Here is a 21,406-nt window from a genome sequence, read left to right as displayed (position 1 = left end):
GGAAGGTCGGCGCTCCGCCCGCGTTGGAGTTGAGCAACTCGGCGTCGTTCCGCATCACGGTCAGGGCGGCCCCGCCGGGTGGAAGGCTGTGGTCAACGTAGCCGGGGACCGGCTCGGATAGCCTCCTTCAATGGCCGCCATCGACTGGACCGCCGAGGTACTCGACCAGATCGAGACCCACTGGCAGGAGCGATTGCGACCACGACTCGAGGGGCTGACCGACGCGGAGTACTTCTGGGAACCGGTTCCCGGCTGCTGGTCAGTCCACCGGCACGGAGAGAGCACAGCACCGATCTCGTGGGGCTCGGGCGAGTTCACCTGGGACTACGGGCCCGACCCGGAGCCGACGCCGGTGACCACGATCGCGTGGCGCCTTGGGCACCTGATAGAGAGCTTCGCTTCCACCAACGGGGTCTACTTTGGCGGGCCGCGCGTGGACGCCGAGACCTTCGACTACCCCGGCACGGCCGCGTCCGCTCTCGCGCGCCTCGACGAGATGTATGCCGACTTCACCGCCGGGGTCCGATCGCTCGGTGACGCCGGGCTGGCCAAGCCGCAAGGCCACCGCAGCCCGCCGGCGTTCGCCCATGCCCCGGTCGCACGCGTCGTTCTCTACATGAGCGTCGAAGCCTTCCACCACGGGGCCGAGGTCTGCCTGCTTCGCGACCTTTACCGCAAGTCGCCCGCCCCGGCATGAACCGCGAACTCGGAGGCATCGAGCAACATCCGGATCTCTGCCGCGGATAGTGAAAGCGCGGTCATGCCGATGAGCGGAAAACCCTGTCGCCCTCCGGCGATCGGAAGGCTCTGATGGCGTGCCTGGACGAAAAAGGCCGCCCGGCCGGTTAGGTGACGCCTTCGCGGGCACCATAGAGATGTAGTGCGCAAGCACGACTTGGCCATTGCCGGGACCCCCGAATCTTGCTGTCGCCGCAATGGCGGCGAGGGTAGGAGACACGGAACCGTGTATCAGACCACCCCGTGGTCGCACCGAAGCCACCACCCCGGCGACCCCGGGAGCGCAGGTCTGGCCCGCGACTTCGTCCGGGTTCACCTCGCCAGGCACGGGTTCCCCGGCCTGGTCGAAGACCTGAGCGTTGTCACCAGTGAACTCGCCACCAACGCGATACTCCACGCACAGACAACCTTCTCCGTGACATGCAGGGGAACAATGAGTCGGTGATGCTTGTCGTGCAGGACGGATCAGCGGTCGCCCCCATCGCTCTGGTTGCACAGCCGATCAACACGGGTGGTCGCGGCCTAGCCATCGTCGCCGAACTCAGCGACCGCTGGGGCAGCACGCCCACTGCCGACGGCGGGAAGTCCGTGTGGGCATCGTTCGACAAGCGCCTCTCCCCTGAACGCCTGCCAGTGGCGACGCCCCGAGGTCACTGACCTGGACGCCTGCATTTGCCGACTTCCGTGCGGACGCCGGCGCGGCGCTCAGGCGGCGAGTGGCTGTGCCCGCCGGTGGGTTCCCCCGCGTGGGAGGTGGCGCAGGGTGGTTGCGGTGCAGGCGACCTGGAGCCAGCCGGTTGCGGAGGTGGTGGTGTTCTCGAACGAGCTGTGGTCGCGACCGGCCGGCCCCATCTAGCTAACCGCCATGGGCCTCACCGCAGCCGAAGCCGCCGAGATCCTCGACATCGCTGAAGGGACAGTGCACCGCTACGTCGCCGAGGGACGCCTCAGCAAGGACCGCCCCTACGCCAACGCAGCCCTCGACCGGGACCAGGTCGAAGAGCTCGCCCTCAGTCGACTCCGCCGCGGCCAGCCCCACCCCTACTGGGCCAGCACCACAGAGGCGGCGGCGCTGCTCGGCGTCACCAAGACACGCGTCCGCCAGCTTGCCGAACGCGGCCGGATCCCCGGGAGACAGCGGGGCCGGACCTGGTTCTTCCGCCAGGCCCAGCTCGAGGTCGTCGCCAACGCTCGTGAAGCGCGAGCACTGGAACGAGTTACTGTGCGTCTCCGCACCGAGTAGGGACCTTCGACCCTCCCGGTTCGTTTCGAGACGCAATGTAGGCTCGCAGTCCGCGTCCCCGTCGTCTGGTCCTCCCCCGTACCGGATGGCGGGGGCGCCCCGCGTTCCGTCCCCCCACGGCACCCCCGAGGCCGAGTGACCTCAGAGGCGCCGTGCCGCCACCTTGAACCCGAAGCACCCCCGTGACCCGCGGGTGGGTGGTTCCACCAGGGATGTTCCTCACGATTGCCCCACGCGTCCATCGGATACTCGGTCAACAGCCCAGACGCGGTTGGGCTAGTCACCTGATGGGACGGCGCAGAGAGCGCCGTGGCCGAAGGCCGCCGAACGGCTACCGTGCTCGCCATGCGGATCACCACCGCCGAGGCCGCCGAAATTCTCGGCGTACCGGTGGGCAGACTCCACCACTACCTGCCGCGTGCAGATCGGCCTGGAGACGACCCGAAGCACGCCGATCTCGACCGCGACGACGTTGAGCAGGTGTCCCTGCAGTGGATGCTGCTCGGCCGCCCCCACCCGTACTGGGCCACAGCCGCCGAGGCCGCCGAGGCCCTCGGCATCAGCTGCAGCTGGGTCCGCCGGCGGGCGCACGCGGGCAGCCTGCCTGCCCTCTGGCATGACGGCCGCTGGCACTTCAGGTGGCACGAGCTCCGGGCCGAGGTCGTCCTGCCCGACGCCGTTGAAAACGGAGGAATCGCCCAAGTCGCTGACGACGAACGCACATATCTGAGACGCTGACCCCGCATACGGTCTTCCATCCAGTTCTTCTGTTCCGTTAGGGCATTCATGTGTGAGCAGAGCTGCGGTCACCGCGGCACGGTTTGGCGTGTGGTGCTGCCCGAACCACTTCCCGCCCTGATAGGCGGCCCACTGCCTCCATGGGAGTGCACCCGCTGCGGCGAGTCGTGGACGAACCGGCCGGAGGGCGTCGGCCCAGAACCCGCGGGACTCGACCCGCACCTCGGGCAGTCCCCTGGAGTGAGCTCGCTCTGAATCGAGCAAGGCGCCTCCCCGGATTCCCACCAGTCCTCGGGCCGCCCCGCCTTCCGGCACTCCCAACGGAAGGCGGGGCACTGTTCGTTCACCTGAGCAGAGCACCGGAAGACGGATGATCCCTAGTCACGGCGGCCCGGCAGGGTCGGCGGCGCGACGTAGCCTCCGGCGATGACCACCGGACGCATGCTTCCCACCGAGCGACTTGACGTCGACATCAAGGTCCTCGTCGACGACACCTGGTGGCCCGGGGTGCTCGAGCACCGACGCCAGGCCGAGCAGCAGTGGGAGGGCTTCGTCCGCTGGTCCACCGGCCCGGGCGAGAACCGAGTCAGCTGGTACCCCTACGACCGGCTGCGGGTGCGCGCTCGGCGATGAAGATCCACCGGGTCCAGGTGGCCTTCTCCTCGGACAATGACTGAAGCGGCGCCAATAATGCGTCACCCGTCGATGCCCGGGTCGAGGACTGCTGGTTCGCCGCCTTGCGACGCCGGAGCCGTCGCCTCAGCGGGCCGGGTCCGGTTGCGCCACCTGCTGAATAACGATAGATTCCCCTTGATAGACAATGTAAAGGAGTCGATAAATGAGCGGCTGGGCTATCCGGACACTGCGTGTGGTGATTGTTGTCGCGCTGGCAGGGTCCCTCGTGGTGCAGGCGGGAATGGTGGCCCTGCTGTGGCTCGACACCGACGATGAGCCCACTGGAATTGGGATCTCACTGGTCGTCATTGGGGTGCTCGGCGTGCTGGCACTGCAAGTGGTCGCGGTGTGCATCTGGCGGCTCTTGACGATGGTCGGGCGCGGCACGGTCTTCTCCCACCAGGCGTTCCGCTACGTCGACATCGTGATCGGCGCGATTGGCGCCTCATCAGTACTCATCTTCGCCATTGCCGTGGTCGCGCGCTTCGCCAACCACGCCACGCCAGGAGACGAGGTCGCTCCCGGCCTGGTCGGCCTGATCTGCGGGTTCGCACTCGTGGCCGCTGGCGTCGCCCTGGTCGTCTACGTGATGCGATCCCTGTTGGCCCAGGCAGTCGCCCGGGACGTCGAAGCCAAGCACCTGCAATCCGAGCTCGACGAGGTGATCTGAATGCCGATCATCGTCGACATCGACGTCATGCTCGCCCGCCGCAAGATGGCGGTTGGCACCCTTGCGGAGCAGGTCGGGATTACGCCGGCGAACATCGCCGTACTGAAGAACGGCCGTGCCAAGGCAGTGCGGTTCACCACCTTGGCGGCGCTGTGCGAGGCGCTCGATTGCCAACCGGGCGACCTCCTACGCTGGGAACCGGACGCCGCGGACGCCGGTCGGACCCACCCGAGCGATCGAGAGGCACGGTCATGATCGCCGTCCAGGATTTGACCAAGCGATACGGCGACACCGTCGCCGTCGACGACCTCACCTTCACGGTCGGACCAGGCCTGGTCACCGGTTTCCTCGGCCCCAACGGCGCAGGCAAGTCCACGACGATGCGCATGATCATGGGCCTGGACCGCCCCGCGTCAGGAACGGCCACCGTCAACGGGCGGCGGTACGCCGACCTGCCCGCACCCCTGCGAGAGGTCGGTGGGTTGCTCGATGCCGGCGCCATGCACCTGGGCCGCACGGGCCGGTCCCATCTGCGGATCGGCGCACGCAGCAACGGCATCCCGTTGAGTCAGGTCGAAACCGTCATCGAGCAGGTCGGACTGGGTAAGACTGCTAGCCGTCGCATCAAGGGTTACTCCCTCGGCATGCGCCAGCGGCTGGGCATCACTCCTGACGTCGTCATCCGCTCTATCGTCGAAGCCCTCGGACACGCCCTGTGGATGCTCGCGCCTACTGACTTCGAGCCAGACAAGCGGGGCCGAAAGAGGCCGCAGGAAGTCGCGTCAACAGACGCGACTCGAGCCAGGCTGGCGCGAGCGTACCTGCTCCATATCGCGAGCGCCGTCCGCGATAAGGAGCTCGACGCCATCCGCGCGGGAGACACGAAGCCCGGCGCAGCGCGCCTCGTGGAGGCTAAGCGGCGGTGTAGAGCGACGTTTCCCACCTCGACAACTCGGGAGGTCGAGGGGTCTCCGACCCGCGCACCGCGCTTGGCGGGCGAGGAACTGCCCGGCTTGGTAGCGATGGTGAAGTACTTCTTCAACACCACGCTCAACCACGAGGCACTGGTGGCGACATCGAAGGAGACCAATCCTGTCTACGGATTCCTCTACCGCCTCGCATCCGACGCTGCTCCGGATCCGTGAACTGCGCCGGATCAGCGCCGACCCCGAGAGGTCGGCCCTCGAGCTCCAGCTCAACTCCGAGGTCCCGATGAAGCTCGCGGCAATGACGATCGGACTCTTCTACCTTGTCCTAAGGGCGTTCGTTGACTACTATTCGGGCTCAAACAATGGTGCCTGGGAAGACCTCGTTGATCTGGTCTGCGCGAGTGCTGTAAGTACTCAGGATCGTAACTCGGGGCGCGGCCTTCTCCGGAAAAGCCGGGTACTCGTCGAGCAGGATGCCCAGCGCCGTCGCTCCCCCGCGGGCGAGCACGGCGAGGTCGCGGCCAAGCCGCCGGTTGTTGAACATCGCCACCTGCACGTCCGCGCCGCGCACGGTCCGCTCGCAGCGCTCCCGATAGGCGGCCAGGAGTGCTGCTCGACAGCTGAGGAGCACGGGGTGCTCCTCGGGAGGGACTGGCTCGTCGTGGACCAGAAGCCACGCGAGGGCATCCGTCGATCGGATGTGGTGGAAGCCGTACCTCACGACCGCCGCCCCAGAGCCTGCCGCACGTGGTCGATGGCAAACGCGAGGGGCAGCGCCTCTACGCCGTGACGGGTGAGGTCGCCGAGGACCGCCTCGAGTGACGCCCTGGCTTCGCGCAGGGCGTCGTCGACGCTGCTGACCTCCCGACGAGCTGGAGGTGGAGGCCAGGCCCCGCGTGACGCTCGCTCAAGGTTGTCCAAGGCCAGGAGCACATCGAGATGGCGTTCCCTCGTGAGCAGAGTGGTTCCGGCTTCGGCGAGCTCGGCCAGGATGCTGCGGGCGCACTGGACTTCGTCAGTCAGGGGCGGTTGGTTCGTGGTTGTCATGACGCCAGCGTCGGGCGTGACCTGCACGCGCAGAAGGGGCCCACGGGTGGCTCCGGGGAGCGCACCGCAGCACAACGTGGAGGGCTCCCCGCAGTCGATGCGCACTAGTACGGTCGGCTACATGGTCTCCTCCGAAGGCGTCTCCGCAAGCACCGAGTGGCTTGTGCACGGCGAACGGTCGATCTACAGAAGCAGATGGGTCGACGTACGCCTCGCCGATGTGGAGGCGCCAGACGGAGAACGGTTCGAACACCACGTGCTTCGGATGCAGCGCGTCGCGGTCGCGGTGGTGGTCAATGAGCAGCGCGACCAGGTGCTCATGCTCAAGCGGCATCGCTTCATCGACGGCTCATGGGGTTGGGAGGTGCCGGTTGGCATCGTGGAGCCCGGTGAGGAGTCCCTCCGGACAGCTGCCCGTGAGGTGCTCGAAGAGACCGGCTGGAGCCCGGGCCAGATGACCCGACTGGTGGAGTTCCAACCGGCGATCGGCATCGCGGACACCCCGCACGAGGTCTTCTTGGCCGTCGGCGCCGAGCACGTCGGGGAACCGACAGACATCACCGAGGCTCAGGACGTGGCGTGGGTTCCGGTTGGCGACCTGTTGGCGATGGTCAACGACGGGCGGGTCCGTGACGGCGCCACCCTGGTCGCCGTACTCCACCTGCTGGCGTCACGCGCCGGCGCGTAACCGGCTCGCTCGCAGCAGCTGCCGGCGTGACCCCACCCGCCGCGCGAGCTGCTCTCCCTCGGCAATCAGGGCGCGAGCCTCCTCCCGCTCAGCGTTACGCAGCAACGCGTCGCCAGGTCGAGCTTGAGCGACGCTGAAGCGCGCGTAAACGAGCCGTCCATCCCCTGATCCGCTTGGCGCAGGCGCTGCTCGGCGGCCGTGTCGCCAAGGATCACCAGCGTATGCCCGATCCAGCGGTCCAGATGAGTGGCGTTGAAAACGAGGTACGGCGGACGCTCCCCGTCGAGCGAATCGGCCGCCGCCTCGGCCAGCATGAGCATCGACCTGGCGGACCGGCCATCGAATCCATTTGCGAGCATCTCCGCCGCGGCAGCCGCCATCCAGCACCGCGCCATAGGCATGACCCGACTGTGCGCCCGGTCCCACACCTCCTGCGCAAGAGCGGCCGCCTCGACCGGGCGCCCGAGATCGGCGAGCGCTTGCGCCTGCTCGAGCCGAGCGAACGCGTAGAGCGACCGGTCGCCGGCCTGCTGCGCCGCACGCGTGGCGAGCTCGAAGTAACGCCACGCCTGGGCGAGCGCGCCGAGATCGAGCGCCTGCCAACCCGTGAGAGCGGCAGCATCGGCCAGATGCCGGGCCAGCGGCTGCCGTGAGGACTCGAAGACTGCATGGCTGAGGTGCGTCTCGATGTTGTCGACGTGGCCGCGCATCTGTTCGAGAAGCGCCCCGGCGCCGTACTGGCGATCCTGCAGCCTTACCGACTCCGTCTGGGCCGCGAGGGCTCCCAGCAACGTGGCGTCCGCCTCGGTCGCGAGCTGGATGCGGCTGGCCAGTTCCTCACTCGCTGTGACCCCGGGGTCAGGCGGCGATTCCACAACGTAGCCGAGCTCACGGTCGTCAAGACCGAGCGCCTCGCGAAGCAGCTGGCGGTAGAAGTCATCGGGGCGGGCGTGGTTGTTCTCCCACCGAGAGACTCGCGACTTCAAGGTCTCGCGCGAGGGCAGCGTCACCCCTTGCCGCGATGCCGCGATCTCCATCTCCGCGATCAGCCGTGACTGCGACCAACCGCGCTCCTGCCGAGCTGCCTTGACCCGAGACGCCATGACACACCCCGTTCGCGTCGATCGAAGAGTCTTACGGGCTCCGGCCAATAATTGGGGCGGCAGCCAAGAATCAAGGTCCCCGACTCGTCGGGGCGGCGCAACGGCGAGGGCGCGAGCTGTGGATAACGGCCCGTCGCGATTCACAGCGGGTGCGTGGCGACGCCGGGATGCCTATACATGTCGCACAGCGAGTCAGTCACAGCGCCCAGATTGACGCAGGCGGTGGCTTAGGAATGGGACCTCGATCATGCAGGACCTCGTGCAATGGCTGTGCCGGGCAGCCGAGGAACCCGCGTGCCATCGAAGGTCGCGGACCCTTTCGGCAGCCATTTAGGGGTCCGTTTGCTCGGTAGACCGGGCCGCCAGTTGCCGTAAAGCACCACATACGTCATTTGCCGACTCGACCTGCAGGTGCGTTACCCCTGCCTTGGTCGCAGCTACCTTCGCCTTTCCCGAGGTCGCATGACCCACGCGACCCGTTATGCAGATTGTTATATCCTGGGTGGCTCGCAGACCGCCCCACCGCTCGTCAAGGTTTCGCGGTGGCTTGGCCTTCTCGCACGGGATCCATGAGATCTCCCCCTCGGATAGCCCTGTCGTCTCCACGATCGTCGCTAAGACGTTCGCGTCGGGACGGCCGCCGACTAGGTGAAGGCGGAAGCCCTTGAAGTAGTTGCGAACGCTTTCGTCCTGTTCGGCGGCAAGCGTCGCACCCGCGTCAAAGCACAGTTCGAGTTGTTGTGGCGGAGATGGAGCAATAGAGACGACCGAGGCGGTTGCATCACTCCAATTTTCTGGAGAGGTACCGATCCCTATGACGGGATCTTCCGCTGACGAGGTGCCTGAGATGTCCCATTGCAGGGCGAGATGTGCGTCCTCGTCTCCGAGGTACGTCGGTGCGAAAGTCCGGTCTTCGCTGTCGACGTCATAAACCAAAACCCGGGACAGGAGTCGTGAAAGTGCTGCCTGATATTCGCGCGAGAGGTGCGGGACCCGCATGTCGAGTCGATCGTTTGGGTAACCAAATTTGGCGTAGTGCGTGAAAACGAGCGTGTGCGACTCCGGGCCAAGCCTGGCTCGGGTGTCAGAGGCCCACCTAATGATTCGGTTCCAGAAGTGGGTTGCTTCCGAGAGCTCAGTCGCGTCGACAGGCGGTACCAACATCTGAGGGTCGAGGAGAAGTGTCACTGTTCCGACCGCGTCTCGCCAATTCGCTGAGAAACCGCCTGTACGAGCGCGCGGGCCTCTTCGTCTTGCGTGTCGAAGAAGCCAGAGGGCCATGCCGAGAGGTCGCCTGTGGCTCCGATTGCGATACGGCGCATACTGGTCGAACCCGCTAGTTGCTCGGCAAACATGATCGTGACGTTGCTTGGGTTCAGCTCGCGCTCCGCCGCCCGGCGTCGAAGTCGAGTGATCAGGTATTCGCTATGCGTCTCGATGATCAGGGTGATGTCTGGGCGCGCTTGGGCAAAAAAATCCGCAAGGCGGCTCTGTACAGCTGGGTGCAGGTGGAGTTCCGGCTGCTCAAGCATCACTACGGAGCCTCGAGGCGCGGCAAGCACGACCGCTAGCACTGGTAGTACTTGGCTCGCACCGACACCGACAGTGGTCAGGTCACGTTCCACGCCATTAACGAGAATGCGCAGCCCGCGACCCAGTTTGCCCTGATCTTCGACGGCAACGGCTTCGCCCACGCCAAGGTAGGTGGTCCAAAGCGTGACCGCCTCTGGCAGGAGTTCCTTGCGCCGAACCCTCGACCAATCACGAAATTCCACGAACGTGCGCTTCTCTCGAGCTAGCAGATCCGCGGTGTATTCGCCCTTTGGGCCAGCCGTTGCCGTTCGGTTACGGCCACCAGTCGCGGACACTACCTGGGGTTCTTCTCGCAAAGGACCCAGGTAACGGACCGACTCGCGGATAGACCTGAGAGCATCAACTCCCACGGTCAAGGCGCGCATCAGTTCAAGGTCGAGTGTGTGAGTTACGAGCGAGGCTCGTTGCGAGTATGGCCGGTAGGCCATTGAGTGATACCGGGAGATCGGGACCGGCACCCACTCTTCCTCACCAAGCGCTTGGGTGAACTCCTCAAATGCAGCGTTGAGGTCGGCGTCCTCAAGGGTGTAGGCCAATTTTGCGGGAGATGCGCCAGCGCCCGGTCTCCCGACCGCTGCCGCAAATGCCGCGAGGCCAGGGCTCAGATCGATGTTGCGCTCGCGCGCGACTACCTGCTGGTTACGAACCCAGGGGCCCAGTTCGTCGATCAGCATAAAAGCACGATCTGGATTCTTCCGAAGCTGAGATCGGCGGAAGTCGCGGCGCAGCATCGCCAATACTTCACTGGCGCGTCGGCGCACGAGAACCGCTTCGGGATAGAAGCCGCGGAAGGTCAAGTATGTTCGAGGCGGCGCGGGCCGCCCACCAATTTCGGTGATCCGTAGCAGCGCGTCGCCAAATGCATCATCGGGATTGACCTGCGTTGCGACCTCTCGCGTCACCCGAGACGTGCTGGCAGAAACTGCCGCTTCGCCGTCAACAGCTGCAAAAAACTCACTTACGCGCAGCTGAGGGCCGTCAGCGTGGAGAGAGACAGAGAAATCGTAGCAACGACGTTGCGATGTCGTCCCCTCGCTGTCAAGGACGTCTGCTTGCCCACGATTGGGCCGATCTCTGACCGACGTCGTCCAGCCGACGGTCATTGCTTGATGTCCGGACCTGATCACATCCGCGGGTTCACCGAGTCGGACGAGCGGTCCGTTGAGGATTATTTCGTCGTCAGTGCTTTGGGCTAGCAGAAGCAGACTCTGCACCAAGCTGGATTTGCCGGAACTGTTTGCTCCCGTGAGCACCACGAGCCCCGCCAACGGTAGGTCGACGTGCTCCAGTGCCTTGAAGTTCTCAACGGCCCATTCTGTGGCGCGGGTCTCTCGGCGGTATGGCCCTCCGCCAGCCCTCATGCTCATGTTTGTCACAAGTCTCCAGTCGTAGTGTCTCGCCGGAGGCTACCCGGGTTGTGCCATGGAGACCGGCGAACGTCATCCCGGCGTTCGCGACCAAGCGAATTCTCGAGATCAACAGTCTGCAAGAACATTGCTTGCGGCCACCAGCCTCCGCCCCGTTCGGCTTGACTTGACTTGGGGCATGGCATCACGGACCTAGCCCATTCCGCCGCTTGCAGGCCGCCTTACAAGCTCGCGACGTACCTCTCGTGCTAGCAACCCAGAAGCTCTTTGGCGAATTCGTTCGAGGACGTCGGAACTGCCGTGTAGAAACACCGAGGGAAGGGTCGAGGACGTCAGGAGGATCGATGCCGGGAAATCGGCTGGACGCAGCTGATAGTCGCGTCGGCTGGGCATGGGACGCGAAGGTCACCACTCCCTATCCCGCGATGCTCTGCGACCTCAAGGCTCAGATCGAACTCGTCATCCCTTACGACTCGTCGGACGAGACCTCGAACCGTCGATACATCGGCTCGATGGTGCGCTGGGGCGACGATCCTGAGATGAACCGATTCGACTACGAACTGCCACGGCAGTTCTGGTTCATGGACGCGCGAGGGTTCGTGTCACTCAACGGCATCCGATCTCGCACTGTCGAGCCGATTGCTGGCGGCCCCACGATCTTCAATCAGTGCCGAATCGGCATCGACTACGCGGTGTTTGCGGGAGAACCGGGCGTGGACTACTCAACGGTCAACGGGCTGACCACCCGCGTCGAAGGACTCGATAGGTGGTTCGGCCATCGATCAATCAGGAATGATCTGCACAATCGACCACGGTCGACGCAGGAGTTCTCCCTGACGATCTCTCCGCCACGGAGAAAAACGGCTTGATGCCGGACTCAACCTCTCAGTCGTTGCGGGCGCGGACTGGCGGCTGCCGGGCGAACCCGGACTGACGCATTTGGAAGAGGTTGGGTCGATCAGAACCACCGTGCAGCGTGGGCGACCGTGGGCCAACCACCTCGAGCGCCACCGCGCGATACATCAACTGCTGGAGATCAGCGCGTGGAAGGCGCTCGGTTTCCAACAGGCCAAAGTCATGCATCGCCGAGATCCCGAGCGAGTGCTATCCGGCGAGAAGGTCGGGGACCGGTGGGCACCTGTGAAGACCTACTCGCTCCCAATGCCCAAGGACGATGGCAGGGTCGAGTTCCTCTTTACCTACAAGGACATCGAAGCTCTCGGCGTGCGGCGGCGCTTGCGGCTCAGGGATCGGTTTAGTCGCGGCATTCACGCAATGACCTTCTCGATCCGAAACAGCGGAACGTCCTTGGACGGAATGATTTCTGACGCCGGTATCGGGCTCGAGGAGATCGGCCACACGATCGACCTTCTTCGAGGCGGAGGCGGGCGGCGCGGTCACCATGCTCATCTCCGGGATATCGTGTCCGAGGTCGCCGACGTGCTCCCATTCAACGGCATCGAGTGGGCAACGGAGTCAACCGAGATCTACAACGACGTGAAGCACGCAGACAGACGTGATCCCACGGCGGCTGAACTCCATACGATGCTGATCAAGAACCGACTCGTGTTTCGAGTCTGGTTGGCGCGCCGCATCGGCGTCCCCGATTCAACTATTGAGAGCGGTATGTGGCGGATGAAGCGCGGCATCGCCGATGACTGAACTGAACGATGATATTCGACCGACCCCCTCGTACGACGCCTCGAGGTCACGAGGGGCGCGACGGCGACGACCTTAGTTCGACTCAGCGACCCGGGACGGCGCTGTGCGTGCCTGCGTCGTTCCGCCGCCTGCCGGTGTCCCTCGAAACGCACTCAACTGCTTGTGAGCGCGCGTCCGTGCAGTCGCGCGCCGCGGCTGTCGTCACCCCATGCCCCGGGTCTACGACGTTCGGTGCGGGGCAGGCCTCATCGGTGAGAACTTGATCGGCATCACGAGGTTGCGCCGCGCGGTCAGGATTCGCAATGGGCAAGGTCATCGAACCGAAGTTGGCTGTACAAGTACCGTCAGAACGGCGGAGTGACGAGCACGACCTTTGTCGGGTCAACGTCGTCCCGGCAGCGGATCACGGGAAGCTCGGAGTCCCCAAGAGACGCGGCAGCCATCTTCACACGCCCCTGTTCAACCGCTGACTGAACCGACTGAGCTGAGGCGATCGCGGAGTAGAAAGTCGCCGCGAAGACGATGGCGGCCGTATCGCCAATGCTGTCGGACATCCCAATTACCACCGGGGCTGTCCGGAGCAGGTCGTCGGCACCGTCGAGGCTCTCGCAGGCGTTCAAGACCACGAGTCGCGGAGCCTCGTCAGTAGCCGCGAGGATTCGAGCCAGCAGGGCGAACTCCACGTCGTCTCCGTCCTCGTCGCCGGCCTCGTTCTCCATGAGTAGTTCGAAACTGTTTGCGTGGCCGGAGAAGTGCACGATGTGGGGCCTGTGGTCGTTGAGGCCGTCGATGAGATCGGCCACCCTCGCTGCGGGAGCGTGTTCGATCATTACCAGATCTCGGTACCTGGATCCCCTGATGCTCTGCTTCACCTGTCGGACTTCCTGGTCCACGCGGAGCCAGGTCCCGTATTCGTGCACAGTGCCGTCGGGGTCGGTCACCGTCTCTTCGATGGCCTGCGGGTTCGCGGTCAAGTAGAGGACTCGCAGCTTCTCAGGCTCGGGCGGGCGCACATGCACGTACCTGATCTCCGCAGTTGGCGTGCTGGCCTGCGCAATGCTCCGCGCGTGCGAGAGTTCGTCGCTGCGCCGTCGGGCGTCGGCGCGCTTCCGTGCGGCTTCTGCTGTCCGTGCCTCCGACGCCTCAGCTGTCTTCAGGGAAGTGGTCTTCGTTGCGATCGCCTTGTCCACAGCGGCTTGATCCTTACGGGCCTTCGCGATCTTGTCCTCGGCGGCGGCAGCCTTCTTTTCCTCGCGCTCCGCGGCGGCAAGGTATGTCCGTGCGGAACTGGGGCTCTTCGTCTTTGCGGCCTGCTCACGCTTCTTCCGAGCGGCTTCGCGCGCTGCTGCCGCTACCTTCTCCTGGTCGGCAATCGTCTTCGCGTGTCTCGCCTTCTTGTCCTGCAGACGCGCGATATCGCTGCGAAGCGTGTCACTACGGGCCATGAGATCCTCCCCACTGGTCGAAGGCTTCTTAGTATGCGTGGCAACACCGACACCCGGGACCGGGCGCCTGTTGGAACCTCGCGGGCGCGGAAGAAGCGCACCTGCCGACGGATACGTTCCGCAGGTCCGCGACCATCCGGACATGGCCGTGCGTCGCGCGCTGTCCGAGGTGAGTCTTTCCGCCGCCTGTCGGACGCTTGGAGCTGCCGATGAGCGCAAGTCTCAGTTGTGCCGGCTTGGCGATAGTGATGTACGCGAACGGGCGGGCAACAAACCTCAATCGGTGCTGTTGAGGATCAGTTGGGTCGCTTCGTGCGGTGCGTCCCACTGTGGGAAGTGACCGCACCGCTCGAACCAGTGCAGGACCGCGTCGGGGTACAGCTCCGTGGCACGTGCGGCCTGTCGCGGCACGGTGACCAGGTCACGGCGACCCCAGCCGATCGTCACATGGCCGGGGACTGTGCCAGCCGGGGCTCCCTGTTGCTTGGCCCCTTGGTCAGCGCGTCCAGGGCAGCGCCACTCGATGGGGAATCGGCCAGCCCGCGGACGTCCGGAAGCACGGTCTCGCGCGAGAGTGCCCATGGGCGCGCGGACAACTGCGCCAGCAGCAGAGTCCGTCCCACCGGGTTGCTGAGCAGCGAGGGCAGCATTCCTCGAAGCGCTCGGACCAGGGCGAGCGACGGCCGGAGCGTGGCGCCGAAGACGGCGAGCTCACGGTCGCTCCAGAAGCCGCCCGGGTCCAACGCCACCGTGTCGCCGCCGACTCCCCGCCGTGCGAGCTCAAGCACTATTCGACCGCCCATCGACTGGCCGACGGTCGAGACCCCGTCCAGGCCTTCGTCGCGAATGAAGTTCGCGACGGAGTCGGTCAGGGTGGCAATCGTGACCTCGCCGATCAGCGGCGGCGTGTCGCCGAACCCCGGTAAGTCGACGGCGATCACCTCGCGGCGCTCGGCGAGTTCCCCGAGTATCGGGGACCAGGACTGCCACCCGGCGCCCAGTCCATGCACGAGCAACAGCGGGCTGCCGCTTCCTCGTCGGACGTGGTTCAACGTCACCTAGTTGAGCCCGAGCTGGGTGAGGATGCCGACCTCGTCGGTGCTACCCCAGCGCTCTGTCAGCTTGCCCTCGGCGAACCTGCTGATCTGCATGCCGCGGACCTGGACGGACTTGCCGGTGGCCTCATGTCCTTGGAACGGGCCCTGGTGGGTGCCGGTGAGGGTGTAGGCGAAGGCGACCTGGTCATCGTCGGCGACCAGGGTTTCGACATCGACGTGGAGATCGGGAAACGCGGTCCGCATCTCGGTGAAGAACTTCTTGTAGCCCTCCGGTCCGGGCTGTTGGCCCGGTGCCGGGTCGTGGTCGACGCTGTTCGGGTCGACTAGGTCGTCGAAAGCGTCCACGTGGCCGGTGTTGATGGCCTCACCGAAGGCCTCCTGCGCTGCGATGTTTGTCTTCTTGTCGAACATCGAGTCCCTCCTTCATAGGGGGCTGAGTGGTGCGGATGCAGTCCGTGGGTCGGACCGGGTAGTGGTCGCGCAGCCCGCCTTGTCACGAGCCCTTGAGCGACGGGCTAGAGGCCCGTTCTCCTGGTCGCGAGGAATGGGCGCCGCGTCCAGCCATGCCTCAAGTGCATGAGCGCCGCTGTTCAGTCGTGTACCCGGAACCAGCATAAATATGCGGCCCAGACCTATCGGCACCGTCCGCTCGTGCCGCGCTGAGGCAAACCGCTCAAGCGGCATCCGGGGGTGAGTCATCCCGCCGCGAGTAACCTGCCGGCTCGCGGCCGCTGCATTCCGGTTCCCCTCTGTGTCAAGAGCGGGGTCTCGGCGCCTGTGAGTGTGCGTCGGCGCTTGTCGCCGTCAAGATCGTTCGTCCGGTGGGGCGCTCCATCTTGACGGCTCCTGCGCGTCGACGCTGGGGCTGGGTAGCCGAGCCCGCGCGGGTCTTCGCACGAGGCGATGGCACGGGTAGCGTCGGCACTGCGGGTCCGGGTTGTGGCTGATCCGAAGAGCCGATGACCGGGGTGTGCAGGTCGGCCGCGCTGGATGTGAGTGACGCCCCCGAGTGCCCTCCCGGACCCGTCTCAGTGTCGTGCTCATCGGTGTCCGCGGCGGCGTGCTCGGTGAGCTGGGCGTCGGCGACGAGCTGGCGGTAGACCATGTCGGACAGGCGTCGCTTCAGGCAGCGTCGGGCCTCCTTGCGGGTCTTGGCCTCGCCCAGCTTGCGTCGGTAGTAGGTCCGTCCTTCGGTGTCGAGCCGGATTTGGGCGATGGCGGCCATGTGCAGGACATGGTTCAGCCGTCGGTTCCCGGCCCGGGAAAGCCGGTGCCGGATCTGCTCACCGGAGGTGGCGTCCAGCGGCGCGGTGCCGGTCCAGGAGGCGAAGTGGTTGCGGTCGGGGAACCGGGCGACGTCACCGACATCTGCCAGGATGCGGGCGGCGCCGGCGGGGCCGATCCCGGGCAGGTCCATCAGGTGCGAACCCCGTGCCTGGACCGCGGTCTTGAGCTCCTTGGTCAGGGACTTCAGCCTGGCGTCGGTGGCTACCAGGTCGACGATCTCGTCGGCGGCCATCCGCCTGGTCGTCTTGCCCAGCACGGATCTGGGCTTCACCGTGGCCAGCAGCCGCTTCGCCTTGGTCGCGGTGAGGTCTTTGCCGGCGCCCCCGGGGATCAGCTCGGTGAGCAGTCTGTGCAGCCTGTTCACGGTCTGCACCCGGCGCGCCGACAACTCATCACGACGGTCGGCCAGCAACCGCAGCGCGACCAGTTCCTCGTCGAAGCTGAGTACCTGCAGGTCCGGGGTGCGCAGTGCTACGGCCGCGATCGCGTGCGCATCGGTGGTGTCGGTCTTGCGCGCGTTGCCGGTGTCGAACACCCGCACCCGCGCGGCGAGCTTGGCGGGGACGTCGACCACGCTCTCGCCGTCGGCGAGCAGCCGTTGTGCCAGCGGGCGGCCCACGCCGTGGGCGCCCTCGATGGCCCACCGGTGGTGCGGCCACTGCCGGCGCACGTACCCGAGCATCGCCTTGTAGTCCCGGGTCCCGGTGCCGAACCTCCCGGTGGCCAACTTCTTGCCCTGGCCGTCGATGGCCTCGATGGTCACCGACTTCTTGTGGGGATCCACCCCCACGATCACGTCACTCATGCTGCTGCCTCCTTGCCCTCGAGCGTCACCTGTCGGCGAGGGCGGGCAGAGCTACTTTGAGCCGGGCAATCCCCTCTTGGGCCACGACCTCACCATCGGTGCCCGACGGAAACGCATTCCGAAAAAGAGCCACAACCAAAGGCTGGGCAGCCGCGATAGAGAGCGTCCCGCCGAGCACCTCGACAACAGCCTGGCCGGGCCGCAGCCGTAGGAGAAGTCTCAAGTAGCCGCGAGTAGCCTGCCGGCTCGCGGCCGCTGCATTCCGCCGCCTGTCGGTGCACCTCGGAACATCCGCTTATTTCGATGGTGGGGTGTCGGTCAGTCCTCTGGCACGTCAGCACGCTCGGCCCTGCAAAGGCTGGGAGTAGGACAGCGGGCTCCTTGGCTCCGACGGGGCCTGGACAGGACTCGGCCAGGTGTCGGTCCCTACCAGTAGGGTGCGCCGCATGGACATGGAATGGCTTCACATCGGCGTAGGTCACGGCAGCCCAAGCGCCGAGAGGGCATTGACCGAAACAGGCTTCAAGTGCAGTCGTCAGGCCATCGTCGGCCCGACAGAGCTCAAGGTGCTCGTACAAAGGACACCAACGACCGCGCGTATGTCGAGAAGACCCTGCGCGAGGCGAATGGCAAGGATCCGTGGATCAACCCCGTTACAGGCACGCCGACGCACACCTTCCCGGGATACCGCGAGGGCATGTAGGCCGTGGCTCGCAAGCCTGCCAACTTCCAGTGGCTCGACTTCACCGAGGATCAGCTGGGAGACCTCGATTTCCTCGACTACATCGGCAACAACGGTTGGGCCCGCAACTCCCAGACCGAAGCGATCATGCCGAAGTTCATAGTCGCGCTCGACGAGTCAATCGGCCTAGAGCGCGTGAAACAGTGCATGGCCGAGATTGGCTATGGCCGTCACGCGCTGCGGATGCTGGACCGCTGGTACTCCAAGGGCACCACTGGGAAGTTCGGCCGCTGAGTCCCTGACTTTCCGAAGCGTCTTTGGTGGGCGCTCCGTTCACGTCGCACGCACTTGCGCCAGACCCGCGACGTCGCTCATTCAGCGGGTGCTGGCCGGCACCCTGGCGTGATAGGTGCGTCACTCCGCCGCCAGTGCAGCGAACAACTTCCGACCGTTGCGGCAACCCTCGGCAACCCCAGCCCTCTGCCGAGCGAGCGCACGGCCTGGTCCGATGTTGGGTGGACAAGCGAAAACGCCCACGGACAGCTAAGCCGCACTCGCAACGGAGGAAACAGTGGAGTCGATGTTGTTGAAGCCAGAGGAAGTGGCCGAGTGCCTGAACGTCGGGCGCTCGAAGGTCTACGAGCTGATGCGCGCCGGCGCGCTCGAATCGGTCCAGATCGGCGCTTGCCGCCGGGTCCCCCGGGCCGCCGTGACGGCCTACGTCGAGAGCCTCAGAGCGAATCTAGTGGCGTCATGATTCAGGTCTGTGAACGCCCCGACTGCACGATGATTCAGCGCGTCACTATCCGCGACGCGAAGGGCTTGCATCGGAGGAGTTGCGTAGACCACTGGCGAGAAGCCCTCATCGCCAGTGAGGGGCGCATCCGGATGGTCCAGCTGATTGAGCTTCCGCGGTGCTGTCGTCCCGGCTGCTGGCTCGACGCCATCTCCATTGCCCCCGACACCGACGGCGATCGGATCCCCGTCTGCCAGCAGCACCTGGACGACCTCAGTTGGATAACAGTGCCGGATCCTCTGCTTCCGGACGAGCCGGGATGGTCACATGGCTGATCGGCAGCGACGCGCCAAGGGAGAAGGCTCTATCTATCAGTTGTCAGACGGGCGATGGCGAGGCGCGGTCGACCTCGGCTGGCATGGAGGCACCCGCCGGCGCAAACAGGTGACCCGTCGAACCAAGGCTGAGGTGGGGCGCGAGGTACGCCGGCTGCTCGCCGCTGCTGAGGCTGGACAACTCAGCCCCGACCGTTCGCCGACGGTGCAGGAGTGGATGGCAACGTACCTCCGCGAGGTGGCCGCTGATCGAGTCCGTCCGTCCACGTTGCACAGCTACGAGCAGTTCGCGAAGCTCCACATCAACCCCTGGCTCGGCAAGTACCGCCTGGACGACCCCAGCACGTAACGGCGTTCTACCGCGAGATGGGGAAGACCCTCGCGCCCGCGAGCGTCCGTCGTATCCATGCCGTCCTTCGACGCGCCCTCACCGTGGCCGTGCGGTGGGGTTTGATCACGACCAATCCGGCCCTGCTGGTCGATCCGCCACCGTTGACCCGAGCGACGGTCAAGCCCTACACCGTCGCGGAGGCGCGGAGCTTCCTGGAGGCGGCCAGCCGCGACCGGCTTGAGGCTCGTTGGTTGATCGCCCTCTCCCTAGGACTGCGACAAGGCGAGGTCCTCGGCCTCGGATGGCAGCACGTGGATCTCGAGAACTCACTCCTCTTCGTCGAACGCGCCCTGCAGCGCCAACCGGATGGGACTCTCGCGCTGGTCCGAACAAAGACGGACCGTTCCAACCGCGTGATCCCCATGCCACCGTCATTGGCCGCTTCTCTGGTCCGCCGTCGCAACGTCCAGCACCAGGAGCGCGAGGCAGCTGGCGACTTGTGGCAAGAGAGTGACCTCGTGTTCACCACCAGCTTGGGCACTCCCGTCCACCCTCGCAACGATTACCGATCGTTCCAGAGTCTGACAAAGAGAGCGGGGCTGCGCCGGATCCGCGTCCACGACCTCCGGCACACGCGGCCAGCCTGCTGCTCGCCCAGGGCGTACCCGCCCGCGTCGTGATGGAGATTCTCGGTCACTCGCAGATCGGCGTCACCTTGAACACCTACACCCACGTCGACCCCGAGCTGAATCGGGTGGCGACCGACCGAATGGAGGCGGCCCTATGGAGCGAACAGTGACAGCATTGGCTTACCGATTGGCTTACCCAGGGCCCCCCGGCTTGGAAACACCAAGGCCACCAGCCGAAAAGGGGCCGCTGACCTGGGCTTTCACCGGAGCCGCCTGTCGGAATCGAACCGACGACCTTCTCATTACGAGTGAGACGCTCTACCGACTGAGCTAAGGCGGCGCGCTGCCCGGCACGCCGGCAGTACGTCGGCCCCGGGCAGCGCGTCGAAGTATACGGACAACCGGCCGACGGCGCGAAACGGCTCAGGCCGCCGCAGCCACCTGGGCCTTCTCGGTCACGGCGCGGCCGGTGACCCAGGTCTGGGAGGAGCCGCACCAGCAGGTGTAGGAGACCTCGATGCCCTGGTCGCTGTTGACGACCGAGGTCACCTGGCTCGGGAAGATGAGCTGGCGCTTGTTGCAGGCGGGGCAGATGTGATCGAACATGGCGACCTCCCTCGAAGGACATGGATGTGTGCAAGTTCAGGATGACGGGTCGGCAGCCATAGGGGTAGCCTCGGTTTCCTAGACATCTTCAAGGGAATGCCTATGTTGTCGTTGCATCAGCTCCGCTGCTTCCTGGCCGCCTACGAGCAGGGGTCCCTGACCGCCGCTGCCGAGCAGCTCGGCTACGCCCAGCCATCGGTCTCGGAGCAGATCCGCACCCTCGAGCGCTCGCTCGGCACCCCGCTGTTCATCCGGGTCGGGCGCGGGGTGGTGCCGACCCCGACCGCGGAGACGATGCGGCCCTACGCCGAGCGCGCCATCGCCGCCGCGGAGGAGGCCCGCCGCGTCGCCCAGGAGGTGACGGCACTCGAGACCGGGACGATTCGCTTCGGCATGTTCGGCACCGCCCGGCTATACGCCGGAGCCGGCCTGGTGGCCGACGTGCTGGCCCGGCACCCGGGCGTCCGGGTGGAGCTGATCGGCCAGAACTCCAGCGACGTCCAGGAGTCCCTGCGCCGCGGCCGGATCGAGGCCGCGATGATCGCCGTGCCCACCGTCAGCAGCGAGGGCATGGCGGTCACCCCGGTCGCGCGCGACGAGCTGGTCTACATCAGCAGCGACCCGGAGAAGCTGAGGAGCCCGGTCACCGCGCACCGGCTGTCCCAGGCGTCGCTGGTGATGCCGGAGACCACCTGGCGCGCCGACGACTCCACCCGGATCGTGCTGCGACAGATGCTCCACGAGACCGGCCGGAACCCACAGACCCGGATCGAGGTCGAGGACGTGGAGACCGCCGTCGAGCTGGTCGGCATGGGCCTCGCGGACTCGGTGGTGCCGCGCGGCGCCGCCGAGCAGCTGCTGCCCCGGCTGGCGCCGCAGGCCGGCTGGGTCTCGCTGCGCCCGCGCCAATACGACGTCCTGGCGATCGTGCACCGGGCCGACGCCAGCCTCTCCCCCGCCGCGCAGCTGATGATCGAGCTGGCCACCAAGCGGATCCAGGAGATCGCCGAGCCCGTCCACCCCCGCTGACCGGCAGGCA

Annotated in this window: 24 protein-coding genes, 1 tRNA gene and 1 pseudogene; 16 read left to right on the top strand and 10 right to left on the bottom strand. The window is 65.9% G+C overall.

The features are described 5' to 3' along the window. Positions 1 to 130: 130 nt before the first annotated feature. The 8 genes from H9L09_RS10640 (at position 131) to H9L09_RS21600 (ending at position 5,209) form a co-directional block, all read left to right on the top strand. Positions 131 to 697, top strand: a complete 567-nt coding sequence (locus tag H9L09_RS10640) for a DinB family protein (protein ID WP_223164292.1) — start codon at positions 131 to 133, stop codon at positions 695 to 697. A 485-nt stretch (positions 698 to 1,182) separates the two neighbouring features. Next, on the top strand, positions 1,183 to 1,395 hold the full coding sequence (locus tag H9L09_RS10635; RefSeq protein ID WP_187580546.1) for an ATP-binding protein: 213 nt from the start codon (positions 1,183 to 1,185) through the stop codon (positions 1,393 to 1,395). 208 nt (positions 1,396 to 1,603) lie between these two features. Then, positions 1,604 to 1,981 (top strand): helix-turn-helix domain-containing protein, encoded by a 378-nt coding sequence (locus H9L09_RS10630; RefSeq protein ID WP_187580545.1) that lies wholly within the window; start codon positions 1,604 to 1,606, stop codon positions 1,979 to 1,981. Between the two features lie 345 nt (positions 1,982 to 2,326). Beyond that, positions 2,327 to 2,719: a helix-turn-helix domain-containing protein gene (locus H9L09_RS10625; RefSeq protein WP_187580544.1), complete on the top strand. Its 393-nt coding sequence runs from the start codon at positions 2,327 to 2,329 to the stop codon at positions 2,717 to 2,719. 426 nt (positions 2,720 to 3,145) lie between these two features. Further along, the gene (locus H9L09_RS10620; RefSeq protein WP_187580543.1) at positions 3,146 to 3,352 is read left to right on the top strand and encodes a hypothetical protein; all 207 of its coding nucleotides are present in this window, start codon (positions 3,146 to 3,148) and stop codon (positions 3,350 to 3,352) included. 205 nt (positions 3,353 to 3,557) lie between these two features. Further along, positions 3,558 to 4,064, top strand: coding sequence for a DUF2975 domain-containing protein (locus H9L09_RS10615; RefSeq protein ID WP_187580542.1), 507 nt, complete (start codon positions 3,558 to 3,560; stop codon positions 4,062 to 4,064). Further along, positions 4,065 to 4,319, top strand: coding sequence for a helix-turn-helix domain-containing protein (locus tag H9L09_RS10610; RefSeq protein WP_187580541.1), 255 nt, complete (start codon positions 4,065 to 4,067; stop codon positions 4,317 to 4,319). Next, positions 4,316 to 5,209, top strand: coding sequence for an ATP-binding cassette domain-containing protein (locus tag H9L09_RS21600; RefSeq protein WP_223164291.1), 894 nt, complete (start codon positions 4,316 to 4,318; stop codon positions 5,207 to 5,209). The genes H9L09_RS10610 and H9L09_RS21600 overlap by 4 nt, the downstream gene beginning before the upstream one ends. Before the next feature lie 139 nt (positions 5,210 to 5,348). On the opposite strand, the gene H9L09_RS10600 is transcribed toward H9L09_RS21600, so the two are convergent. Beyond that, positions 5,349 to 5,624, bottom strand: coding sequence for a hypothetical protein (locus tag H9L09_RS10600; RefSeq protein ID WP_187580540.1), 276 nt, complete (start codon positions 5,622 to 5,624; stop codon positions 5,349 to 5,351). 86 nt (positions 5,625 to 5,710) lie between these two features. Then, positions 5,711 to 6,040, bottom strand: coding sequence for a hypothetical protein (locus H9L09_RS10595; RefSeq protein ID WP_187580539.1), 330 nt, complete (start codon positions 6,038 to 6,040; stop codon positions 5,711 to 5,713). Between the two features lie 121 nt (positions 6,041 to 6,161). Here H9L09_RS10595 and H9L09_RS10590 point away from each other — a divergent pair, with 121 nt between their 5' ends. Then, the gene (locus tag H9L09_RS10590) at positions 6,162 to 6,728 is read left to right on the top strand and encodes an NUDIX hydrolase (protein ID WP_187580538.1); all 567 of its coding nucleotides are present in this window, start codon (positions 6,162 to 6,164) and stop codon (positions 6,726 to 6,728) included. Between the two features lie 65 nt (positions 6,729 to 6,793). Here the strand turns inward: H9L09_RS10590 and H9L09_RS10585 are convergent, their stop codons facing one another. Together H9L09_RS10585 and H9L09_RS10580 are read right to left on the bottom strand one after the other, a co-directional pair. Further along, positions 6,794 to 7,765 (bottom strand): NsdA family TPR-like regulatory protein, encoded by a 972-nt coding sequence (locus tag H9L09_RS10585; protein WP_187580537.1) that lies wholly within the window; start codon positions 7,763 to 7,765, stop codon positions 6,794 to 6,796. 1,250 nt (positions 7,766 to 9,015) lie between these two features. Next, on the bottom strand, positions 9,016 to 10,326 hold the full coding sequence (locus tag H9L09_RS10580; RefSeq protein WP_187580536.1) for an AAA family ATPase: 1,311 nt from the start codon (positions 10,324 to 10,326) through the stop codon (positions 9,016 to 9,018). A gap of 809 nt (positions 10,327 to 11,135) precedes the next feature. Between H9L09_RS10580 and H9L09_RS10575 the strand changes: the two genes are divergently transcribed. Together H9L09_RS10575 and H9L09_RS10570 are read left to right on the top strand one after the other, a co-directional pair. Next, the gene (locus tag H9L09_RS10575; RefSeq protein ID WP_187580535.1) at positions 11,136 to 11,660 is read left to right on the top strand and encodes a hypothetical protein; all 525 of its coding nucleotides are present in this window, start codon (positions 11,136 to 11,138) and stop codon (positions 11,658 to 11,660) included. 70 nt (positions 11,661 to 11,730) lie between these two features. Beyond that, complete coding sequence (locus tag H9L09_RS10570) at positions 11,731 to 12,453, top strand: HEPN domain-containing protein (protein WP_343065220.1); 723 nt, start codon at positions 11,731 to 11,733, stop codon at positions 12,451 to 12,453. Between the two features lie 344 nt (positions 12,454 to 12,797). Here the strand turns inward: H9L09_RS10570 and H9L09_RS10565 are convergent, their stop codons facing one another. From H9L09_RS10565 to H9L09_RS10550, 4 genes are all read right to left on the bottom strand, one after another. After that, positions 12,798 to 13,898 (bottom strand): CHAT domain-containing protein, encoded by a 1,101-nt coding sequence (locus H9L09_RS10565; RefSeq protein WP_187580533.1) that lies wholly within the window; start codon positions 13,896 to 13,898, stop codon positions 12,798 to 12,800. A gap of 443 nt (positions 13,899 to 14,341) precedes the next feature. Continuing rightward, positions 14,342 to 14,908, bottom strand: coding sequence for an alpha/beta hydrolase (locus H9L09_RS10560; RefSeq protein WP_246456502.1), 567 nt, complete (start codon positions 14,906 to 14,908; stop codon positions 14,342 to 14,344). A 48-nt stretch (positions 14,909 to 14,956) separates the two neighbouring features. Continuing rightward, complete coding sequence (locus H9L09_RS10555; protein WP_187580532.1) at positions 14,957 to 15,367, bottom strand: ester cyclase; 411 nt, start codon at positions 15,365 to 15,367, stop codon at positions 14,957 to 14,959. A gap of 343 nt (positions 15,368 to 15,710) precedes the next feature. After that, entirely contained in the window at positions 15,711 to 17,048 is a 1,338-nt protein-coding gene (locus H9L09_RS10550; RefSeq protein ID WP_187580531.1) for an IS110 family RNA-guided transposase, read from the bottom strand. A 706-nt stretch (positions 17,049 to 17,754) separates the two neighbouring features. Between H9L09_RS10550 and H9L09_RS10545 the strand changes: the two genes are divergently transcribed. The 4 genes and pseudogenes from H9L09_RS10545 to H9L09_RS10530 all read left to right on the top strand — a co-directional run bounded on the left by H9L09_RS10545 (position 17,755) and on the right by H9L09_RS10530 (position 19,931). Next, entirely contained in the window at positions 17,755 to 18,024 is a 270-nt protein-coding gene (locus H9L09_RS10545; RefSeq protein ID WP_187580530.1) for a hypothetical protein, read from the top strand. A 286-nt stretch (positions 18,025 to 18,310) separates the two neighbouring features. Next, a complete protein-coding gene (locus H9L09_RS10540) occupies positions 18,311 to 18,487 on the top strand; it encodes a helix-turn-helix domain-containing protein (RefSeq protein WP_246456498.1) in 177 nt (58 codons plus the stop codon). 306 nt (positions 18,488 to 18,793) lie between these two features. Then, on the top strand, positions 18,794 to 19,150 hold the full coding sequence (locus H9L09_RS10535; protein ID WP_187580528.1) for a tyrosine-type recombinase/integrase: 357 nt from the start codon (positions 18,794 to 18,796) through the stop codon (positions 19,148 to 19,150). A 17-nt stretch (positions 19,151 to 19,167) separates the two neighbouring features. Then, positions 19,168 to 19,931: pseudogene (locus tag H9L09_RS10530) on the top strand (tyrosine-type recombinase/integrase). Positions 19,932 to 20,028: 97 nt separating this feature from the next. Here the strand turns inward: H9L09_RS10530 and H9L09_RS10520 are convergent. After that, a tRNA-Thr gene (locus H9L09_RS10520) sits at positions 20,029 to 20,101 on the bottom strand. Positions 20,102 to 20,184: 83 nt separating this feature from the next. Continuing rightward, a complete protein-coding gene (locus tag H9L09_RS10515) occupies positions 20,185 to 20,367 on the bottom strand; it encodes a hypothetical protein (RefSeq protein WP_187580526.1) in 183 nt (60 codons plus the stop codon). A gap of 102 nt (positions 20,368 to 20,469) precedes the next feature. Here H9L09_RS10515 and H9L09_RS10510 point away from each other — a divergent pair, with 102 nt between their 5' ends. Then, positions 20,470 to 21,396 carry a LysR family transcriptional regulator gene (locus H9L09_RS10510; protein ID WP_187580525.1) on the top strand — a complete coding sequence of 309 codons (927 nt, stop codon included), beginning with the start codon at positions 20,470 to 20,472 and terminating at the stop codon, positions 21,394 to 21,396. Positions 21,397 to 21,406 lie beyond the last annotated feature (10 nt).

This window comes from Nocardioides mesophilus (genome assembly GCF_014395785.1).
GTDB classification, from domain to species: Bacteria; Actinomycetota; Actinomycetes; order Propionibacteriales; family Nocardioidaceae; genus Nocardioides_B; species Nocardioides_B mesophilus.
This window is presented reverse-complemented; position numbering and strand designations above follow the sequence as displayed.

Excerpts from the sequence above, each read along its gene's own strand:
- H9L09_RS10640 (WP_223164292.1), top strand. The coding sequence starts at position 131 with ATGGCCGCCATCGACTGGACCGCCGAGGTACTCGACCAGATCGAGACC.
- H9L09_RS10635 (WP_187580546.1), top strand. The coding sequence starts at position 1,183 with ATGCTTGTCGTGCAGGACGGATCAGCGGTCGCCCCCATCGCTCTGGTT.
- H9L09_RS10630 (WP_187580545.1), top strand. The coding sequence starts at position 1,604 with ATGGGCCTCACCGCAGCCGAAGCCGCCGAGATCCTCGACATCGCTGAA.
- H9L09_RS10625 (WP_187580544.1), top strand. The coding sequence starts at position 2,327 with ATGCGGATCACCACCGCCGAGGCCGCCGAAATTCTCGGCGTACCGGTG.
- H9L09_RS10620 (WP_187580543.1), top strand. The coding sequence starts at position 3,146 with ATGACCACCGGACGCATGCTTCCCACCGAGCGACTTGACGTCGACATC.
- H9L09_RS10615 (WP_187580542.1), top strand. The coding sequence starts at position 3,558 with ATGAGCGGCTGGGCTATCCGGACACTGCGTGTGGTGATTGTTGTCGCG.
- H9L09_RS10610 (WP_187580541.1), top strand. The coding sequence starts at position 4,065 with ATGCCGATCATCGTCGACATCGACGTCATGCTCGCCCGCCGCAAGATG.
- H9L09_RS21600 (WP_223164291.1), top strand. The coding sequence starts at position 4,316 with ATGATCGCCGTCCAGGATTTGACCAAGCGATACGGCGACACCGTCGCC.
- H9L09_RS10595 (WP_187580539.1), bottom strand. The coding sequence starts at position 6,040 with ATGACAACCACGAACCAACCGCCCCTGACTGACGAAGTCCAGTGCGCC.
- H9L09_RS10590 (WP_187580538.1), top strand. The coding sequence starts at position 6,162 with ATGGTCTCCTCCGAAGGCGTCTCCGCAAGCACCGAGTGGCTTGTGCAC.
- H9L09_RS10585 (WP_187580537.1), bottom strand. The coding sequence starts at position 7,765 with ATGGAGATCGCGGCATCGCGGCAAGGGGTGACGCTGCCCTCGCGCGAG.
- H9L09_RS10575 (WP_187580535.1), top strand. The coding sequence starts at position 11,136 with ATGCCGGGAAATCGGCTGGACGCAGCTGATAGTCGCGTCGGCTGGGCA.
- H9L09_RS10565 (WP_187580533.1), bottom strand. The coding sequence starts at position 13,898 with ATGGCCCGTAGTGACACGCTTCGCAGCGATATCGCGCGTCTGCAGGAC.
- H9L09_RS10555 (WP_187580532.1), bottom strand. The coding sequence starts at position 15,367 with ATGTTCGACAAGAAGACAAACATCGCAGCGCAGGAGGCCTTCGGTGAG.
- H9L09_RS10550 (WP_187580531.1), bottom strand. The coding sequence starts at position 17,048 with ATGAGTGACGTGATCGTGGGGGTGGATCCCCACAAGAAGTCGGTGACC.
- H9L09_RS10540 (WP_246456498.1), top strand. The coding sequence starts at position 18,311 with ATGTTGTTGAAGCCAGAGGAAGTGGCCGAGTGCCTGAACGTCGGGCGC.
- H9L09_RS10535 (WP_187580528.1), top strand. The coding sequence starts at position 18,794 with ATGGCTGATCGGCAGCGACGCGCCAAGGGAGAAGGCTCTATCTATCAG.
- H9L09_RS10515 (WP_187580526.1), bottom strand. The coding sequence starts at position 20,367 with ATGTTCGATCACATCTGCCCCGCCTGCAACAAGCGCCAGCTCATCTTC.
- H9L09_RS10510 (WP_187580525.1), top strand. The coding sequence starts at position 20,470 with ATGTTGTCGTTGCATCAGCTCCGCTGCTTCCTGGCCGCCTACGAGCAG.